Origin of the sequence: Methanoculleus sp. UBA413 (genome assembly GCF_002502935.1) — an archaeon.
Classification (GTDB): Archaea; Halobacteriota; Methanomicrobia; order Methanomicrobiales; family Methanoculleaceae; genus Methanoculleus; species Methanoculleus bourgensis.
On record NZ_DAQR01000053.1, the window covers coordinates 12016 to 30532 of the forward strand.

General features: G+C 59.5%; 16 protein-coding genes. 14 read left to right on the top strand and 2 right to left on the bottom strand.

The genetic code is table 11. The annotated features are described in order from the left end of the window. On the top strand, nt 1–345 hold a 345-nt coding region (locus tag BP858_RS03975; protein WP_286878903.1), incomplete at its 5' end, for a TIGR04255 family protein. 404 nt (nt 346–749) lie between these two features. Further along, nucleotides 750–1499, top strand: coding sequence for a coenzyme F420-0:L-glutamate ligase (locus tag BP858_RS03980; protein WP_014867721.1), 750 nt, complete (start codon nt 750–752; stop codon nt 1497–1499). Here the strand turns inward: BP858_RS03980 and BP858_RS03985 are convergent. After that, entirely contained in the window at nt 1496–1654 is a 159-nt protein-coding gene (locus BP858_RS03985) for a preprotein translocase subunit Sec61beta (RefSeq protein WP_048105217.1), read from the bottom strand. The genes BP858_RS03980 and BP858_RS03985 overlap by 4 nt on opposite strands. Before the next feature lie 42 nt (nt 1655–1696). On the opposite strand from BP858_RS03985, the gene BP858_RS03990 reads away from it, so the two are divergent. The 11 genes from BP858_RS03990 to BP858_RS04040 all read left to right on the top strand — a co-directional run bounded on the left by BP858_RS03990 (nt 1697) and on the right by BP858_RS04040 (nt 14922). After that, nucleotides 1697–2740 carry an amidohydrolase family protein gene (locus tag BP858_RS03990; RefSeq protein WP_214166192.1) on the top strand — a complete coding sequence of 348 codons (1044 nt, stop codon included), beginning with the start codon at nt 1697–1699 and terminating at the stop codon, nt 2738–2740. A 36-nt stretch (nt 2741–2776) separates the two neighbouring features. Next, nucleotides 2777–3205 carry a universal stress protein gene (locus BP858_RS03995; RefSeq protein WP_062264636.1) on the top strand — a complete coding sequence of 143 codons (429 nt, stop codon included), beginning with the start codon at nt 2777–2779 and terminating at the stop codon, nt 3203–3205. Between the two features lie 11 nt (nt 3206–3216). Further along, nucleotides 3217–4071, top strand: a complete 855-nt coding sequence (locus tag BP858_RS04000; RefSeq protein ID WP_074175686.1) for a CBS domain-containing protein — start codon at nt 3217–3219, stop codon at nt 4069–4071. Nucleotides 4072–4224: 153 nt separating this feature from the next. Next, nucleotides 4225–4869: an archaeal proteasome endopeptidase complex subunit beta gene (gene psmB, locus BP858_RS04005; RefSeq protein ID WP_062264633.1), complete on the top strand. Its 645-nt coding sequence runs from the start codon at nt 4225–4227 to the stop codon at nt 4867–4869. A gap of 20 nt (nt 4870–4889) precedes the next feature. Further along, nucleotides 4890–6782: a beta-CASP ribonuclease aCPSF1 gene (locus BP858_RS04010; protein ID WP_286878904.1), complete on the top strand. Its 1893-nt coding sequence runs from the start codon at nt 4890–4892 to the stop codon at nt 6780–6782. 2 nt (nt 6783–6784) lie between these two features. Beyond that, entirely contained in the window at nt 6785–7852 is a 1068-nt protein-coding gene (locus tag BP858_RS04015; protein WP_074175687.1) for an MFS transporter, read from the top strand. Nucleotides 7853–7893: 41 nt separating this feature from the next. Then, nucleotides 7894–9324 (top strand): aldehyde dehydrogenase family protein, encoded by a 1431-nt coding sequence (locus BP858_RS04020; RefSeq protein WP_074175688.1) that lies wholly within the window; start codon nt 7894–7896, stop codon nt 9322–9324. A gap of 334 nt (nt 9325–9658) precedes the next feature. Then, nucleotides 9659–10384 (top strand): fasciclin domain-containing protein, encoded by a 726-nt coding sequence (locus BP858_RS04025; RefSeq protein ID WP_074175689.1) that lies wholly within the window; start codon nt 9659–9661, stop codon nt 10382–10384. 710 nt (nt 10385–11094) lie between these two features. After that, nucleotides 11095–12027, top strand: coding sequence for an NAD-dependent epimerase/dehydratase family protein (locus BP858_RS04030; RefSeq protein ID WP_082864941.1), 933 nt, complete (start codon nt 11095–11097; stop codon nt 12025–12027). A gap of 123 nt (nt 12028–12150) precedes the next feature. Continuing rightward, nucleotides 12151–13302, top strand: coding sequence for a cofactor-independent phosphoglycerate mutase (locus BP858_RS04035; protein ID WP_074176163.1), 1152 nt, complete (start codon nt 12151–12153; stop codon nt 13300–13302). A gap of 72 nt (nt 13303–13374) precedes the next feature. Continuing rightward, nucleotides 13375–14922 (top strand): beta-ribofuranosylaminobenzene 5'-phosphate synthase, encoded by a 1548-nt coding sequence (locus tag BP858_RS04040; protein WP_214166190.1) that lies wholly within the window; start codon nt 13375–13377, stop codon nt 14920–14922. 301 nt (nt 14923–15223) lie between these two features. Here the strand turns inward: BP858_RS04040 and BP858_RS04045 are convergent, their stop codons facing one another. Then, on the bottom strand, nt 15224–16222 hold the full coding sequence (locus BP858_RS04045; RefSeq protein ID WP_286878905.1) for a glycosyltransferase family 2 protein: 999 nt from the start codon (nt 16220–16222) through the stop codon (nt 15224–15226). 1269 nt (nt 16223–17491) lie between these two features. Here BP858_RS04045 and BP858_RS04050 point away from each other — a divergent pair. Next, on the top strand, nt 17492–18517 hold a 1026-nt coding region (locus BP858_RS04050), incomplete at its 3' end, for a carbohydrate-binding protein (RefSeq protein ID WP_286878906.1).

Consider the following 18517-nt stretch of genomic DNA (forward strand, 5'->3'; position numbering starts at 1 on the left):
GAGGTGACGCTCTCTGACTACTTTGCCTTCTACCCGGTCCTCCCGCCGGAACTCCCAAGGGTGCCGGCAGGGTTCATCACCGGGTGCGAGTTCTCGTTCCACGACAACCGCGACAACTGCCGGGTGGAACTCACCGACGCCGTTCCCGAATCGCTCGAGCATAACGCGTACCTCTTAAATATCGACTACTTCCTGGCAGAGGAGCGTGGGGTTCCCCTGGATGGGGTGGCCGACTGGCTGGAGATCGCTCATACCCATGCGCGGGACATCTTTGAGGCCTGCATCAAGGACTCCCTCCGCGACCTCTTCACCATCAGGGAGGAAACGCCCGTAGCGGCACGCTGAGGTGGGCCGGCACTCCATGATCCCGGCCCGGGGGCATCGAACCGGTGTTAAGGGCGTAGTGCAGCATTTCACCCAATCTTTGCGGATCCTGATCTGGAACGCCAGCCGCACACGTTGCCGCGAAGAGTGGCGGTGGAAGAGGAAGTGCACATCCTCACGTGTGCTTCGCAAACTTCCGCGTGAGGGAGCCCTGGGTGCCTGGAAGAGCGCCCTACCGGGCCGGACTGAGTGCAGAGAGGGAATGCGGATGCCGTAGCCCTCCTGGCGGCGGAGAGGAGGAGAGGGAACCGATCACGCGCCGCTGATCAGGGCAGGGGCATTATCACCGGAACCTGCAGGTATCATCCCGCAGAAAACACGAGCATTTTTCTGCAATCGGAGACGACCAATTATCTGTGAACTCCATGGAGATCCAGGTAATCGGTGTTCAGGGCCTCCCCCTGATCCGAAAAGGTGACGACCTTCCGGCCCTGATCTGCGATCGGGTCACGTTTGAAGATGGAGATATCCTCACCATCGCCTCGTCCGTCTACTCAAAGGCAAAGGGTTTCACCCGCGACCTTGCCACTATCACCCCGAGCGCCGACGCCGTGCGGATTGCCGCAAAGACAAAGGAGGACCCCCGATTCGTGCAGGCGGTCCTGGACTCGTCAAGCGACATCCTGCTCGAACACCCGTTCATCCTCTCAGAGGTGCCTTCCGGCCACATCGGTGTGCGCGCGGGCGTCGACCACAGCAACATCGAAGACGGCCGGATCATCATCCTCCCGCCCGACCCCATGGGGGCCGCCGCCGAGATCCGGGACGCAATCCAGCGCATCACAAAAAAGGATGTCAGGGTTATCATCACCGATACCTGTGGGCGGTCGTTTAGGCGCGGCCAGACCGGTATCGCCATAGGATGGGCGGGAATGACAGCGATCAACGACTACCGGGGCGACACCGACCTCTTCGGCCATGTCCTCGAGATCACCGAAGAAGCAGTGGTCGACGAGATTGCAGCCTTCGCGAACTTTCTCATGGGCGAAAGTCACCAGGGCGTTCCCGCCGTGGTCTTCCGTAACTGCAGGGTCTGGAACGGGCATGATGCAGTCTACTTCACACCCGAAGAGGACATCGTCAGGGCCGCCCTGAAGAAGAGCAAAAAGGATTAGAAGAGGGCATTGAGAATAAAGACTGCCACTCCGGTCGCTATGGTTGCGATGATCACGGTTGTCGGGCTGATATGGATGGCCCGGTGATCTTCGCTGTCATAGTAGTTGACCAGGCCGGCAGAGGATACCAGTCTTCCGCCAGATTTTTTCGCCATGCAGGAATATTCTCTCTTCCCACATATAAACTGGACGTAGAGATGCAACCCGCAGAGTATGTCGTCACCGGCCGGGCACTCCTCGGCAAGGAACTAACAGAGGAAGATGTCTGTATCACCATCACCGGTGGCATCATCAGATCGATAGAACCCTGCTCAGGAACACCGGATCGGTGGATTGTGCCCGCCTTCTTCAACGCCCACACCCATCTCGGTGATACCGTCGCGATGGACCTCCCCGCCCGGGGCAGTCTCGCGGAACTCGTCAAACCCCCAGGCGGCCTGAAACACAGGATCCTTGCGGCAACGCCAGAGGCCGAGCTGGTCCGGGGGATGCGCTCAAGCATTATGACTATGATAGCGACCGGGACAGCCGGGTTTGCCGACTTCAGGGAAGGGGGAGCCGCCGGTGTGGCGGCGCTCCGTGAGGCGGCGGCCGGGCTCGACTGCCGACCCGTCATCCTCGGACGGGAAGGCGGGGAGCAGGTGAGCGACGGGGCAGGCATCAGCAGCGTCCATGACGTGGCGAATGCCGAAGAGGTTGTCAGGGACGCGAGGGCGGCAGGCGGGCTCGTCGCCTTCCACGCCGGGGAGAAGAACCCGGACGATATCGACGACGCGCTTGCGTTTGAGCCCGACCTGCTCGTCCACTGTACCCACGCAACAGATGCGCACCTCCGGCGGATCGCCGATATGGATATCCCCATCGTTGTCTGCCCGAGATCAAACTGGTTGCTCGGTGTTACGGCATCGCCGGCCCATCCGCCGATCGCGCGCATCCTCGATCTCGGAGGCCGGTTCTTCCTCGGAACCGATAACGTGATGTTCGTTCAGCCGAATATGCTCCAGGAGATGGCTTTTGCCGCAACCGTCTACCGCGCGCCACCCATCGAGATCCTGCGTGCCGCGATCGCGGGCGCGGCGCTGACTGGAAGGAGCGGATTCCTTGAAGAAGGGCAGGAAGCCTCTATTCTCATGATAGATCCGAAGAGACACAATCTTTCTTTCAGCAGAGATCTCCGGGCAACCATTGTAAAACGGCTGGATTCCTCCTCCATTGAACAAAATGTTTTAAACATACGATAGAGATTAAATAGGAAGTATCTGTTCTGCGTGGTGTGTATGTTCCGTAAGATACTTGTTGCAATAGACGGTTCCGAACCGGCCAATCGTGCCCTGGAAGCAGCCATAGAGGAGGCTAGGGTATGGAACGCCGAAGTTCATGTCATTTATGTGGTTGAATCCGGGCTCTTTTCATCCCTTCCCATGGACAACACACTCGAGGTCATCTACAGTGTTCTGCAGAAGGAAGGCGAAGAAATTCTTGAATCGGCTCGAAAGAAGGCAGATTCGGCAGGAGTTCCGCTTACCGCACATCTCCGGCAGGGGCACGCGGGATCTCAGATCGTCTCCCTCGCCGAAGAACTGGGAGCCGACCTCATTCTCCTCGGGTCCCACGGTAAGAGCGGTGTCGACCGCCTTCTCCTCGGCAGTGTGACCGACTATGTCGTGCGAAATAGTCCAATTACAACAACGGTGGTGAGATCATAAACCCTCAACAGATGCTCGTCCGTGACTACATGGTGACCGACGTGGTCTGTGTCGAGATACCTGGAAACAGAGACGACGTCCTGCGCATCCTGAAGCGTACGGGCATAAGCGGCGTGCCGGTCCTCAAAGACGGCGAACTCGTCGGCATCATCACCCGAAAGGACCTCCTCCGGAAAGCGGACGAGACCCAGCTCGGGCTCCTGATGACACCCGACCCTGTCGTCATCAGGCCGGACGCACCCATATCCGAAGCAGCCCAGTTGATGATACGGCATAACATCAGGAGACTCCCGGTCGTGGAAAATGGAACCATGATCGGGATCATCAGCGTGGCCGATCTCGTCGCGGCCATAGCCCTGATGCGCCTGGATGAACCGATCAAGGACAACTACGTCAGCAAGACCTACGCCCTCTGGGAGGATACTCCTCTCTCGCTTGTCGGGAGGATCCTCGAGATCTCAGGCTATGATGCCATCCCCATCCTGATGGAGGACGGGACGCTTACCGGCATCATATCGGAGCGGGACCTCATCAGGCATACCCGCATCGAGGACGGTATTGAGGTCAGCGACTTCTCGAACGGCACCGACGACGACGAGTGGACCTGGGAGAGCATCCGGGACATGCACACCATCAGTTACGGGATCTCAAAGATCCAGCTCCTCCCGATCCCGGTCAAGAACGCGATGATCAGAAACGTCCTCGCCGTTCCCCTCAACGCCGAGATCAGTGAGTGTGCACTGAAGATGAAGCGTGCCCGGGTAGACCAACTTCCGGTCGTCAACGGGAACAAGCGGCTCATTGCCATGCTCTTCGACCGGGAGTTGATCAAAGTCCTGCTGCCTGAGCGGCAGGGCTTGCGATAGAATTAAGAGGCAACGTTCATATAGTACATTGATACTTACCGTATCGTGCTGGAAAGCAGTACGACGATAAAATTTATGTTTTATGATATCGTTGTATACGCTTAAGCGCTTTTGAGCGAGTTTAGGCGTTTTAAAAGTTTTAGGGGTGTTTCAATGCTTGATGTTTCAGAGCAGATTATGAAAGGCACAACAACTGTCGGACTGATCTTCAAAGACGGCGTCGTCCTTGCCACAGAGATGCGGGCGACGATGGGCAACCTCATCGCGAGCAAACGTGCCAAAAAGATCTACAAAATTACTCCAAGGATCGGTATGACCACTGCCGGGGGCGTCGGCGACGCACAGCAGCTGGTCCGGATTATTCAGGTCGAGTGCAGCCTCTACGAGATGCGACGCGGAAGGACTATGTCTGTCGGCGCGGCATCGACCCTGCTCTCCAATTACTTGAACCAGAACCGCTACTATCCCTACTACGTCCAGCTCCTGATGGGCGGGTTCGACGAAGGCGGACCGAGCGTCTACTCTGTCGATGCCATGGGCGGGGCAACCAGGGAAGAGGAGATCGTCGCCACCGGCTCAGGTTCTCCCTTCGCCTACGGTGTGCTTGAGGACCAGTACCGCCCCGACATGACCGAGGAGGAGGCAAAGGACCTCGCCATCCGGGCGGTTCGGTCGGCAATGCGCCGTGACGCCGGATCCGGAGAGAATATCATGGTGGTCGTGATCATGAAAGATAAATATGAAGAGTCTATAGTGAGCGGGTTGCAGACGACGTCCACGGCCCGCCAGACAACCTGACATTTTTTAGGACGATTTTAATGGTGATTGAAGATAAGCTTCAGGAACTCAAAGAGCAGATCAACAAGATTGTTCCCAGCGGGATTACGATCTCGGATGTCGAATTCGAAGGACCTGAACTGGTCATCTACACCGATGACCCGAAGCAGTTCGCCGATCAGGCAGACCTGATAAAAATACTGGCACGTGACCTGCGCAAGCGTATCGTCGTGCGTCCGAATATCCTCGAGGACCCGGAACGGGCAGCCCAGGAGATCAGGACCGTTGTGCCGGAGAACGCAGGGATCTCCGACCTCTTCTTCGACCCGGAGACCGGGGAGGTCCTGATTGAAGCGGAGAAACCCGGTGTGGTCATCGGCAAGAACGGTGTAACACTCCGGGAGATCACAAAACAGATAGGCTGGACGCCGAAGGTGGTCCGGACACCGCCCATCGAGAGTTCCACGGTGAAGCAGATCCGGACGTTCCTGCGTTCAGTGAAGGACGAGCGGAAGGCGTTCCTGCGAAAGATTGGTCACCGTATCCACCGCGAGACCACGAGTAAAGACCAGTGGCTGCGTGTCACCACGCTCGGATGCTGCCGGGAGGTCGGCCGGGCGGCGTTCCTGATATCGACGCCGGAAAGCAAGGTACTGGTAGACTGCGGCGAGAAGCCGGGGAGCACCGCAAACGGGATCCCCTACATCTACGTGCCCGAGATCTATCCGCTCGACTCCCTCGACGCGGTGGTGCTCACCCATGCACACCTTGACCACTGCGCCCTCGTCCCCCTCCTCTTCAAGTACGGCTACGAGGGGCCGGTCTACTCGACCCCGCCAACAAGGGACCTCTCGGCGATGCTCCAGCTCGACTACCTGGACGTCGTCAGGAAGGAGACCGATAAGATCCCCTACTCCTCAAACGAGGTGAAGACCTACATTAAGCACTCCATAACCCTCAACTACGGCAGCGTGACCGATATCGCCCCCGATATCAAACTCACGTTCCATAATGCGGGGCACATCCTCGGGTCGGCCATCGCGCATTTCCATATCGGGGAGGGGCTCTATAACATCGCGTTCACCGGTGACTTCAACTACCAGAAGACCAGGCTCTTCTCCCCCGCGGTATCGTCGTTCCCGCGCCTGGAGGCGCTCTTCATGGAGAGCACCTACGGCGGGTCGAACGATATCCAGCCGCAGCGGAAGGATGCGGAGGAGAAACTCTACGAAACGGTCTCGACGACGCTTAAGCGCGGCGGTAAGGTGATCATCCCCGCGTTCGCCGTCGGGCGGTCGCAGGAGGTCATGCTGGCCCTCGAAGAGGGAATCAGGAAGAAGAAGATACCCCCGGTGAAGATATACCTCGATGGCATGATCCGGGAGGCAACGGCGATCCACACCACCTACCCGGAGTACCTGAACAACGACCTGCGAAACCAGATCTTCCGCGAAGGATTGAACCCCTTCCTTGCCGACGCCTTTGTCCAGGTGGACTCGCCGGACCTCCGCGAGCAGGTCATCTCGGGCGAGCCCTGCGTCATCATAACCACGAGCGGTATGCTGAACGGCGGGCCGGTGATGGAGTATCTCAAGGCCCTCGGCCCCGACGAGCGTAACGCGCTGGTCTTCGTCGGCTATCAGGCTGATGGAACACTGGGGCGGCGTATCCAGAAGGGATGGCGCGAGATTCCGCTCGGATGGCGCGAGACGATCGTGATCAACCTCGAGATAGCGACCACCGATGGGTTCTCCGGCCACTCAGACCGGAAACAGCTGATGAACTACGTCGCCCACCTTCAGCCGCGCCCTGAGAAGATCTTCACCATCCACGGCGATGAGAACAAGACCATCGACCTTGCAAGTTCCATCTACAAGCGCTACCGTATCGAGACGCACTCTCCCATGAACCTTGAGACCTACCGCATGATCTAGGGATGTCGCGGAACCTGCCCATTCTCCTCGGGGTCTTCGTGGTGATGGCGCTCTCAAACGCCGTCGTCCCGGTGCTCCCCGCTTTTGCCGGAGGGGCAGCGATGCAGGGGGCGGTCTATGCCGCATACTTTTTTGGTGCGTTTGTCACGGTGCTCCCGGCAGGGATGGCAAGCGACCGGATCGGCCGCGTGCCGCTCATCCGTGCCGGGCTTCTCCTGACCCTCGCAAGCGGGATCCTCATCCTGCTCTATCCGTCTGGCCTGCCGCTCCTCGTCTTCCGGGGGGTTGAGGGGCTCGGGGCCGGGCTCTTTGTATCGGCGGCGCTCGCGTGGGCAAACTCGCACCCCTCCTCAGGGCAGATCAGCGGGTATGTCATGGCGGCCCAGAACCTCGGTCTGGTCGTGGGGCTTCTCGCCGCCGGGTGGCTGGATGTGGCCTTTGGGAGTCATCTCGCGGGGATCGCCCTCTTCACGGCGCTCACGGTTCCCGCACTCGCGATGAGCGTCACAATCAGGGAGAGCGGGCACGGCGGGTTTGCGAGAGCCGACCTCCCGGCAATCGTCCGGAACTACTTCTGGCTCTTTACCGCGGCAGCCGTCCTCGTGGGCATGACCGGGGCGATAGCGGCCATCTATCCGGAGTACACAGGAAGCGATCCGTCACTGCTCGCCCTCCAGCTTGCGACGATCAATATCGCGACCATCGTTGCCGTGCTCATCGCGCCCCGCATCACCCTCCGGCCTGTCCCGACCATCCAGGTCTCCTCGATTCTCATGGCGGGGGCGATTCTGGCAGGTTACGTTACACCCTACGCCCTCCCTGTCATCGGCGGCCTTGCGGGCGTGATCATCGTCGCGATACTTGCGTTCCTTGCAGAGACGAAGATCCAGCAGGGCGCGATGGCCGGGCTCTTCAACACCGCGACCTACGCGGGGTTCACGTTCCTTGCCGCCTTCGCCGGGCTGGTCGCGGGGGAGTTCAGTTTCCTGACCGCATTTCTCCTGCTTGCCGGGATGGCGGCGGCGATGGCGTTTACCATCAGCGGGTGCCGGTGCGGGTATCGCGGGTGACCCGGAGCGCATATTACCACCCCTGCCCATACGATCACCGCATGAAGGTCTTGATCAACGGTGAGTGGTGTGATTCTCTCTCAGGGGAGACGTTTGCGGTGCATAACCCGGCCACAGGGGACGTCGTCGGGGAGGCCCCACTCTGCGGTGAAGATGATCTCCGAAGCGCCGTGGAGGCGGCGGGGGAGGCGCTCGCGGACTGGTCGGCCAAAAACCCGAGGGACAGGGCGAAGATCCTCTTCTTCGCCGCGGAAGAGGTGCGGCGCAGGAACACAGAACTCGGGTCGCTCCTGACCGCGGAGCAGGGGAAGCCTATCCGGGAGGCGGTTGATGAGATTAACGGGTTTGCAAACATCCTCGAGTACTATTATGCCCTCTCCGCAGGGGAGCGGGGGGAATACCAGAACCTCCGGGGGTATGGTCACACCCTCGTCGAGAGACGCCCGCTCGGGATCTGCGGTGCGATCATCCCCTGGAACATGCCGGCGATCATCATGGGCTGGAAGATCGGGCCGGCCCTGGTGGCAGGGAACACCGTGGTCTTAAAACCTGCCCAGACCACCCCGCTGACCTGTGGTAAACTTGCGGAGATCCTCGCGGGTGCCGGTCTCCCGTCGGGCGTCCTGAACGTCGTCACCGGGCCGGGGGAGACGGTCGGCCGGGAGATTGCGCGCAACCCTGCAATCAGGAAGGTCTCGTTCACCGGTGAGGGTGGGACCGGCAGGCAGGTCGCCCTGGACGCCGCGCCCACACTGAAGCAACTCACGCTGGAGCTCGGGGGGAGCGACCCCATGATCGTCTGCGATGATGCCGATATCCGGATGGCGGTCGAGGGGGTCATCAGGGGACGGTTCTACAACTGCGGCCAGACCTGTACGGCGGTGAAGCGGCTCTATGTCTATGAGTCGATCGCTGACGAGTTTATCAGGCACCTGAGAGCGAGGGTCGAGGGTATCGTGGTCGGGAACGGTATGGAACGCGGTGTCAGCATGGGCCCGCTGAACAACCGGCCGGGCCTTGATCGGTTGGTGCGCCAGGTGGATGCCGCCCGGGAGCGGGATGAGGGGGAGATCATCACTGGCGGGAGAGTTCCTGAAGGAAAGAACTACGAGCGCGGGTTCTTCTTCCTGCCGACGCTTATTACCGGAGTTCCGCAGGAATCCGTCCTCATCTCGGAGGAGGTCTTTGGTCCGGTGCTCCCCATCGCCACCGTCGCAGACCTCGATGAGGCGCTCGATCGGGCGAACGACAGCCGCTACGGTCTCGGGGCATCGGTATGGACCCGGAGCGCGGATGTGATTGTCCGGGCGACGAGGGAACTCGAAGCCGGGATCGTCTGGGTCAACCAGCACCTGCGCACTCCGCCTGAGGTGCCGTTTGGGGGGACGAAGGAGAGCGGTATCGGGAGAGAGAACGGCCGCCGGGCGCTTGACGAGTACACTGAGGAGAAGACCGTCCTGATACGGCTGTAATAGACCAGGTGCACCTAAAATATTCCATTGATATACTCGCCTGAAACGCCGCCCTTGTGCGGGGAGAAGGAGAGCCAGCTCCCACCTCCCGTGGCGAAGAGCCGTCACGGTTCGCCGCCCGGGGAGGTGGAGATGTCAGCTGCCCTGGAGCAAGCAAGGCAGAATCCCGGTGGCAGGGCTTTCCGGCATGCGCCGCCGGGCAATCATGTCAAATGGGGACGGGTGGTCACACCCGTTTCATGTATTTTTTTGCCATTGGGGGTCCGTTACAAACTATGGCAACATTTATATAATAAACCGGATATCATTCGCGCCTCCCAAGGGGAATGGTAGTATGAGACGATGGACAGCTCTATGCATATGCATTCTTGCTCTTCTGGCGATGCCGTTTGCTGTGACAGCGGCACTGGTAGGAGACGAGAATGTAACGGCGACGCCCGATAACGAGACCGGGCAGATGGATAACATGACAATCGCCGGCTACGTTGCACAGGACGAGAACCTGACGAAGCTGGCTGAAGCGCTCAACGTTACAGCGCTCTACGATGCCCTGGATACCGGGGGGCCGTATACAGTCTTTGCGCCGAGCGACGACGCGTTCGATGCGCTTGGCAACGAGACCGTGAACCAGCTCTTCAACGAGACCGCGAACCTGACCACGATTCTCCAGTATCACGTTGTTGAGGGCAAATATACCTCGGCAAACCTCACTGCTATGGCTGAAAACCAGACCGGTCAGCAGAACCAGACAGGGAACGAGACTGGAGGGAGCATCCTCGATATCTTCGGTGGACTCCTTGGTGGCGGGAACCAGACTGGGAACATGACGACGCTGGAGACGCTCTCCGGTGAAAGCCTGAACGTCACCGTCAGCGACGGCGAGATCATGGTCGAGAACGCCACTGTCACCATGAAGGACATCAACACAACGAATGGTGTGATCCACATCATCGACCAGGTGCTGGTGCCCCCGGGTATGAACCTGACCGTGGCGGAAAACCAGACCGGAGTGATGGCAAACGAGACAACTGAAGTGATGACAACCGAGACCACGATGTGAACCAGCCGGAGAGAGGCCGGCATACACCGCTGCCGGCCCCGGCAACATCCGGGCTGACCGGATGCTCCGGGATTCAAAAATTGTATCCGCTTTTTCTATAACCGACTTTCCGCAGGGAGCTGACTTTCCGTAGTAAGAGTTCTGGCCCGGCATTTTTCTCACATTCCCCTCGTTAAATCAGATTACCAGAGCAAACTAACAAGGTCTCACGCGAAGGATGCGTAGTTCCTCCCCCCGTCACCCTTCGCGCTCTTCGCGCCTTCGCGTGCGGCTGGCGATCACTCCCACGCACCCGCAAAATACGGTGAACTGGCCCACTCGTGGAGCATTTCATCTAATATTTCACGTGGCATCCCATCAACTCACGCGAAGAGCGCGAAGCCTTGATGCCCGCGGGATTGTTACGCCCCTCCTTCGCGTGAGGTGGCGATCTGCACCAGGACCCACATGATAAGGTGAAATGCCCCGCTCGCTCATTATTTCAAGACGTGTTCATCTTACTGCGGAATGTGGGGCCGGCCCCCCTCCCCGCTCCACTCTGCACCGGGAAGCCGGAGGAAGGACCAGATCCGGTCCATTGTTCAGCCTGGTGCAGCCCCTTATAGGCGTTTCATCCAGCTATGCCCATGTGCCGCCGCTACCTCAGGCAAAGTATATCTCCAGGATTGGCTTTCTTCGTAAATCCTATAGCATGGGAGGGACATTATCCTATGATGTTCTGTATCGTAACAGGCGGTGCTGGCTTCATCGGTTCGCACGTCGTCGATGCTCTGGTTGCAGCGGGAAACGACGTGCTGGTCATCGATGACTGCAGCGCGGGCACCCCGGAGAACCTCGCACAGCATCTGGCGAGCGGGCAGGTCACCTTCATCAGACAGAACCTGCTCGACGACGGCTGGCAGGAGCACCTGGAGGGCGGAGACCGGGTCTACCACATCGCTGCAGACCCTGACGTCAGGCAGAGCGCCATGACCCCGGACTCTCAGGTGAGGAACAATGTCATCGCCACGTACCGGGTGCTTGAGGCGATGCGGGCGCATGACGTGCCGGAACTGGTCTTCACCTCGACCTCGACCGTCTACGGCGAGGCCTCGGTCATCCCGACACCGGAGACCTACACGCCGCTTGAGCCGATATCGGTCTACGGCGCGACGAAACTTGCCTGTGAGGCGCTCATATCGTCCTACTGTCACTCGTTCGATATGCGGGCATGGGTCTACCGGTTCGCAAACATCATCGGCGAACGGAGCAACCACGGCGTCATCTGGGATTTCATCAGGAAACTCCGCGAGAACCCGCGGGAACTCGAGATCCTCGGCGATGGCAGACAGACAAAATCATATCTTGAGGTAGGGGAGTGCGTCCGTGCCGTGCAGTTCGGGATCGACCACTCGCACGACCCGGTGAACACCTTCAATATCGGGTCCGAGGACTGGATCGATGTCGTCACGATCGCCGATATCGTCGCAGAGGAGATGGACCTCTCCGGCGTCCGCTACCGGTTCACCGGCGGCGCACGCGGCTGGGTCGGCGACGTCCCGAAGATGCAGCTCTCGGTCGAGAAACTCAAGAGTCTCGGCTGGCGGTGCGGGACCACCTCCCAGGCGAGCGTGCGCACGGCGGTCCGCGCCATGCTCGAGTAGAGACAATATAGACTCTAACTGGAAGATTACTCCCGGGCAGGCCGGCTTATGTCACCCCGCCGGCACCGGAGCCCGGTAAACCTGACCAGAGATACCAGACAGTCAGACTACTCAGAGATTCACATGAAATACGTCATCATCCTCGGAGACGGCATGGCTGATGAGCCGCTTGCCGAACTGGGGGGTAGAACACCCCTCGAGTACGCAGAGATACCAAACATGGACAGGATCGCCCGGGAGGGGCGGTGCGGAATGCTCCGGACCGTTCCGGACGAGTTCGAGCCCGGGAGCGATATCGCAAACCTCTCCATCCTGGGATATGACCCCCGCACCACCTATACCGGGAGGGGCCCCCTGGAGGCTGCCAGCATGGGGGTCAGCCTCCAGGACGGGGAGATCGCCTACCGGTGCAACCTGGTCACGGTCCGGGACGGGATGATGGAGGACTTCAACGCCGGGCACATATCCAGCACCGAGGGTGCCGAACTCCTCCGCGACCTGGACACCGCGCTCGGGGATGTCAGGGTCTACCCAGGGGTCGGCTACCGGAACCTGATGGTCGTTTCCCGGGCGCTTGGGGCTGAGACCACCGCGCCCCACGATATCGTCGGCCAGCCCATCGAAGACTACCTCCCACGCGGCGGCGATGCCGAGATCCTCCTCGACTGTATCGAGCGGTCGGAGGAGGTCTTTGCCGACCACCCGGTCAACCTGCGTCGCCTGCAGGAGGGAAAAGCCCCCGCCACCGGGATCTGGCCATGGAGCGGCGGGAAGAAGCCGTCGCTTGCACCCTTCCAGGAGAAGTATGGTCTTTCTGGCGGGATGATCTCTGCAGTTGACCTCCTGCGCGGCATCGCCTGCCTCGCCGGGATGGAAGTGATCCACGTCCCGGGTGCCACCGGGTTCCTGGACACCGACTACGAGGCGAAGGCCCGGTACGCGGTCAACGCCCTCGACCGGCTCGACTTCGTCTACGTCCATGTCGAGGCCCCCGACGAGGCGGGGCACATGGGAAGCGTGGAAGAGAAGGTGCGAGCGATCGAGCGGCTCGACGAGGCTATCGGGATCGTCCTGGACCGGCCGGACACCACCGTCGCGGTTCTCCCCGACCACCCGACGCCGATACGGTATAAGACCCACACCATGAACCCGGTGCCGTTTGCCCTGCTCGGGAAGGGGAAGGATGATGTACAGGCGTTCTCCGAGCGTGAGGCGGCGAAAGGATCGTTCGGGCTCATCCAGGCTCCTGACTTCCTCTCGCTCCTCTTCTCATAAGCGAACCGGTGGGCAGAATGCCCCCCTGCACCACCTTTTTGTAGTCTCCGCGTACACTAACTCTATTCTGGTATGGAACCCCTGACTGCAGAGAAGATCAGCGAGAAAGTCCACGAGATTGAGCAACACGTCGGCCGGCTTTCCCCGATGCAGAAGGTCCTCATCGGGACCGACGGATCGGTAACGAACCTCCTCGAGATGGCGACCGGGCACCCCGTCACCATCACCACCCGGGTGCAGGAGGTCGTCGCCGCCGATCCCGGGACAGCGGCCGCGCTTGAGATTGAACCTGGTGATGAGGTCAACTACCGGGTTGTGGAGCTAAAGGACAGCGTGACGGGAGAGGTCCTCATCTACGCGGTCTCCCGCACCCCGCTCCGGCGGCTTGCCCCCGAGTTCAGGCAGGACCTCATGCGGGCCGATATCCCCATCGGCAGGATCCTCTCCCGCCACCGGATAGAGTCGCGCCGGGAGATCACTGATGCCCGCGTCATCCAGGCCGGGACGGACCTCGCACGGACGTTCAACGTCCACCGGTTTGAGTCGATGCTCTCCCGGAGATACCGGATCATCCACCGCGAAGAGCCGCTGATCGCCATCGAGGAGGTCTTCCCCTGCACGGCGTTTGCAGACGAGATCAGGGTGCTGGTCGACGCCCCGTCCCGGATCCACATCACCCTGCTTGACATGAACGGTGCCTCAGGCAGGGTGGACGGCGGGGTCGGGGTCGCCCTCGACGAGCCGGGGTGTGTTCTGGACGCGCGCAAGAGCACGGATATCAGCGTGCATGGCGGCGACGAGGCGGCCCGGCACAGGGTTCTTGAGGCGGCCCGGGCGGTGGTAGAGGGACTCCGCCTGCCGGGCGGCGCTGAGATCACCCTGCATGCCACCGCCCGACAGCATGCAGGGCTCGGGAGCGGGACGCAGGTTGCGCTCGCCACGGCCGCCGCCCTCTGCCGGCTCTACGACCGGGATCTCCCTGTACCTGATCTCGCGCGGATCGTCGGCCGTGGCGGGACGTCGGGCATCGGCACGGCAGCGTTCGAGCAGGGCGGGTTTATCCTGGACGGCGGGCACCGGTTCGGCTCTCCCGGGGGTAAACAGGACTTCCGCCCCTCGGCGGCATCGCGGGGCATCGCACCGCCTCCGGTCCTCGCCCGGCACCGGTTCCCGGAGGACTGGCGCATCCTGCTGGTTACGCCTGATGTTGAGGCAGGGGCGCACGGGGGAAGGGAGGTCGATATCTTCCGCACACACTGCCCGGTGCCCTTAGATGAGGTGCGGGAACTCTGCCACGAGGTGCTCATGCGGATGATCCCGGGCCTGGTCGAGCACGACCTCGACCTCTTCGGCTCGGCTGTCAACCGGGTCCAGCACCTGGGGTTCAAGAAGGTCGAGGTGGCCATGCAGCACCCCATCATCCCGGCGCTCCTCGAGGGGACGGTGCAGGCCGGCGCCGCCGGGGCGGGCTTAAGTTCGTTCGGGCCGACGGTCTATGCGATCGGGGATTCGGGCATGGAGGATGTGGCCCGGGCGGCGAAGGAGGTCCTCGGCGACTGCGGGGGGTCGGTGCTCCTGACGCGGGCGAGGAACTGCGGGGCGGGTGTGCGGGCGGGATGAAGAGGAACTTCATCTCCTCCGGCACCCCTTCCCGATCTGGTAGATTTGATACTGATGCACCAGAGTCATCTCGCACGGTTTTGCATCTCTGGAGCCCTCATCCTTTCATCGTATTGCATGCATATTAGGCCATCCAGTTAAGAAGGGGTGTGAGGAGCGTCAGGGCCGCGTCATCCACATTCCAGGGCTACCCAAGGGATCTGCTAACCCAAGGTTGATAAACGGTGGGGCAGTCAGGCATCCTCCGCCAAGTTACCGCGCCAATCCTCACTGTTCTCGATATCGGGGATGAAGATCCCCGTCATTTCGGGGGGGTCTGTCCATCTCCACTCTTTGACGTACTCATGACCGTTATCAGGAAGTTAAGGATCAGCCCAGACGTGATCAGGAGCATCCCCATAATGAGGGTGAGGGTGCTGATCATAGAGAGCGTAAATGGAAACCTCGTCGTAACATAATACTCTGAAAAGGCCGTGAATCCAGCAAAAACCCCGAACGTGGTTAATAGAAGCCCGGGTATGCCGAAGAACCTGATAGGTTCTTTGTAACTGATGAGTCTCACGACCGCACTGAGAACAGACAATCCATGAAACAACGGATTTAGTGACGATGTGTTCTCGATGTCATAGCGAATCCGGATCGGCTCCTCTGCCACCTTGAGGTCGTGAGCGCCGATCTGGATGAGAATTTCGGAGCCTGCCGACATATTGTTGCCGCCGAATTGAATCGTCTGGATCGCCCGCTTCCCGTACGCCCTGAACCCACTCTGTGAATCAGTAATATTCAGCTCACTTGCATACTGCGTAGCAGTATCGAGAACTTTCATCCCGACCTTCCGATAGGCTGGAATATCTCCAGTTGCGCCTTCGAGGAACCGGGAGCCTATGACAACATCATACCCCTCTCGAAGTTTCCTCAGGAGATTTTCAATATCTCTGGGATCGTGCTGACCATCAGAATCGATGATGACGAGTTCGCCCGCCCCGATCTTCCGCGCTGTATCGAAGATCGTCTGAAGAGCCCCGCCATAGCCTCGATTGATCTCGTGCTGTATGACGAGGGCACCAAGCGCCCTGGCGATCGGCACCGTATCATCTTTCGATCCATCGTCAACCACGAGGACAATATCGGCATACTGCCGGGCTCCCACGATGGTCTTGGCGATATAGCCTTCTTCATTGTAGGCCGGCATGGCCACAACGGTTGGGGGGCGAGAGGACTCAACCGGGTTACCGGTAAGGTCTTTCGGATAAAAAAGACTCCGCTCAACGGTCAGAGCAGGTGCAGGTGATGAGCTCATAAGAGAACTCCCTTGAAATGCGGCCGGTCAACAGTCGCGTATACCGGGAGTGAAAGATCCAGCTGCACGGCGACCGGTCGGGTGAGTGGTTGAATAAAGGACCAGACGCAAATAGCACATCTTTCCGACCCGGTACCGGATCTGCTTCGGCCAGACCATGGGTGAATAAGAACACTCCTAGCCTGAAGACTGTGGTGAGGAGTCATGCCAGATCCCCCTGCGGCGTTCGTGTACAGGGGATACCTCCGGGATCGAGGCTACTGCCGCCCCGGACTATACCGATGACAGTTTGCCCCCGCATGTAATCTCCCAAAGAGCATGGGTAACTGGCCCCTTCAGGGTTGGAGGGGCGACTCTCTCCGAAGAATCCCCCAAAATAAGGAGAAGCATCGGCATCGATAGACCATGATCGGCACATATTCACCAATCCCCCTTGATATACTGCAGAGCAGCGCTAATTCTCGCAACATCTGCCTGCTCTCGCAGACCAGGTACTTACTGCGAGGTTGTACGTCGTCAGTCACTTGGTGACAGGAGCCATATCGCTTAACCTATAAAAACTTTTAGAAGGGGCCGAGATCGCCCGGACAGCCCCTGCTGCGAGATCGATAACCGCTGTGGGATTATGCACGAGTTTCACCTGATAGAAGGGCCGGGCGGCGGCACAACCGGAGCGATGCTTGCTCATGCGGCATCCAGGTCGTCGATCCGGCCCGATGTTGCAGATTAGAGACCTTAGCTCACGGTTCTCCGATCATTTTAGGATCATTGCTCCCAGGCAGCTAACAGGTACTGCCGCACGGCGTCCTGTAAAGAGGGTATCAACCCCTCAAAACTGCCGCGCCCTCAACGAAAGAGATCTCTCTTAGTCAGCAGCGTCAGACTGTTCAAAAGGCGTACTCGACGAGGAGAATACCGGCAATCATCGTTGGCATCCCGGATAAAAACTGAGAGAAAGGCCTGATAGATGAAAAACCGCATGTACGAGGCCTATCCGGTGATATGAGCGCAGTAAAACCGTAACGCTCCACATAACAACAACACCACATATAAATATATCTAAAACCCAGATACGCCTTTAATAGATTGTTTATAGTAAAAATCCAATTATTTTTGACTATTACCCGGATATAACATATATAAAGAGAGATAACTTTAAAGAAAGTATTAAATAACAGCGTTTGAAAAACTCAGTGTAGAGGGGGAAGCCCCTCAACGAGCCCTCCAGGGCACATGTAGCTGCTGGAGGGGATTCTTAGGAGATGATGCATGAAAAAAATGGAATTTCTGGTACTGGCTCTGTCCATGATGGTCGCCATGGTTGCACCAGCACTGGCAGCCCAGAACCCAGAGGCTTCCCAAGGTTCGTACGACATCGCTGTGTATATCAGCGGTACGGATATCCTTGCGGAAGACAGTAACGGTCAGGTGATCAGTAGCGGTGTAGCGGGGACAGATGACAGCAGAGTCATCCAGACCGCGGTGAACGCTATCAGCGATGGCACCATACTCCTTCAGGCTGGAACCTACACCCTGAGCGATTCTGCCGATGTCAGGGTATCCAACCCCGAGATGGGCAGCCTCACCGTTATCTCGACGCCGTCCGAAGCCAGGATCTACCTGGACGGGGCCGACACAGGGAAGGCAACACCCTACACGTTCACCGGAATCTCACCCGGCGTCCATAACGTGAGTGTCGAACTCTCGGGTTACACCACGCCGGAACCACAGACGGCGACAGTAACCGCCGGAGGAGAGGCTACTGCCGATATCGCACTTGAGGCGGAAGAGCCTTCTGATGTGCAGAAGCCCTATGCGGCACACACGGTGCCCGGCCGGATCAACTTCGCCGACTTTGACTTTGGAGGGGAAGGCGTCGCCTACCACGACACCACTGCCGGCAACCAGGGCGACTATGCGTACCGCACCGATGATGCCGATGTGGATACCGGCAAGCGGGATGCCGTGAATGTGCCGGTCGTTGCCCACACCTACGCGGGCGAGTGGCTTTCGTACTCCCAGGTACAGGTAGCCGAGTCCGGGACCTATGATGCTACGTTCTACACCAGCACCACAGAGGACGGTAAGTCCTTCTCGGTGTTGGTGGACGGGAAGAAGGTCGCTACGGTCAACGCACCCAATACCGGCAGCTGGTATACGTTCGGCCCCACCACGGTGCAGATACCACTCACCGCCGGTGAACACACGGTGAAGATTGCCATGGATACCGGATGGGAAGACACTGCCATGGCGCTGAAGGCGGAAACTCGACATACGCCATGTCAACCCATCCGG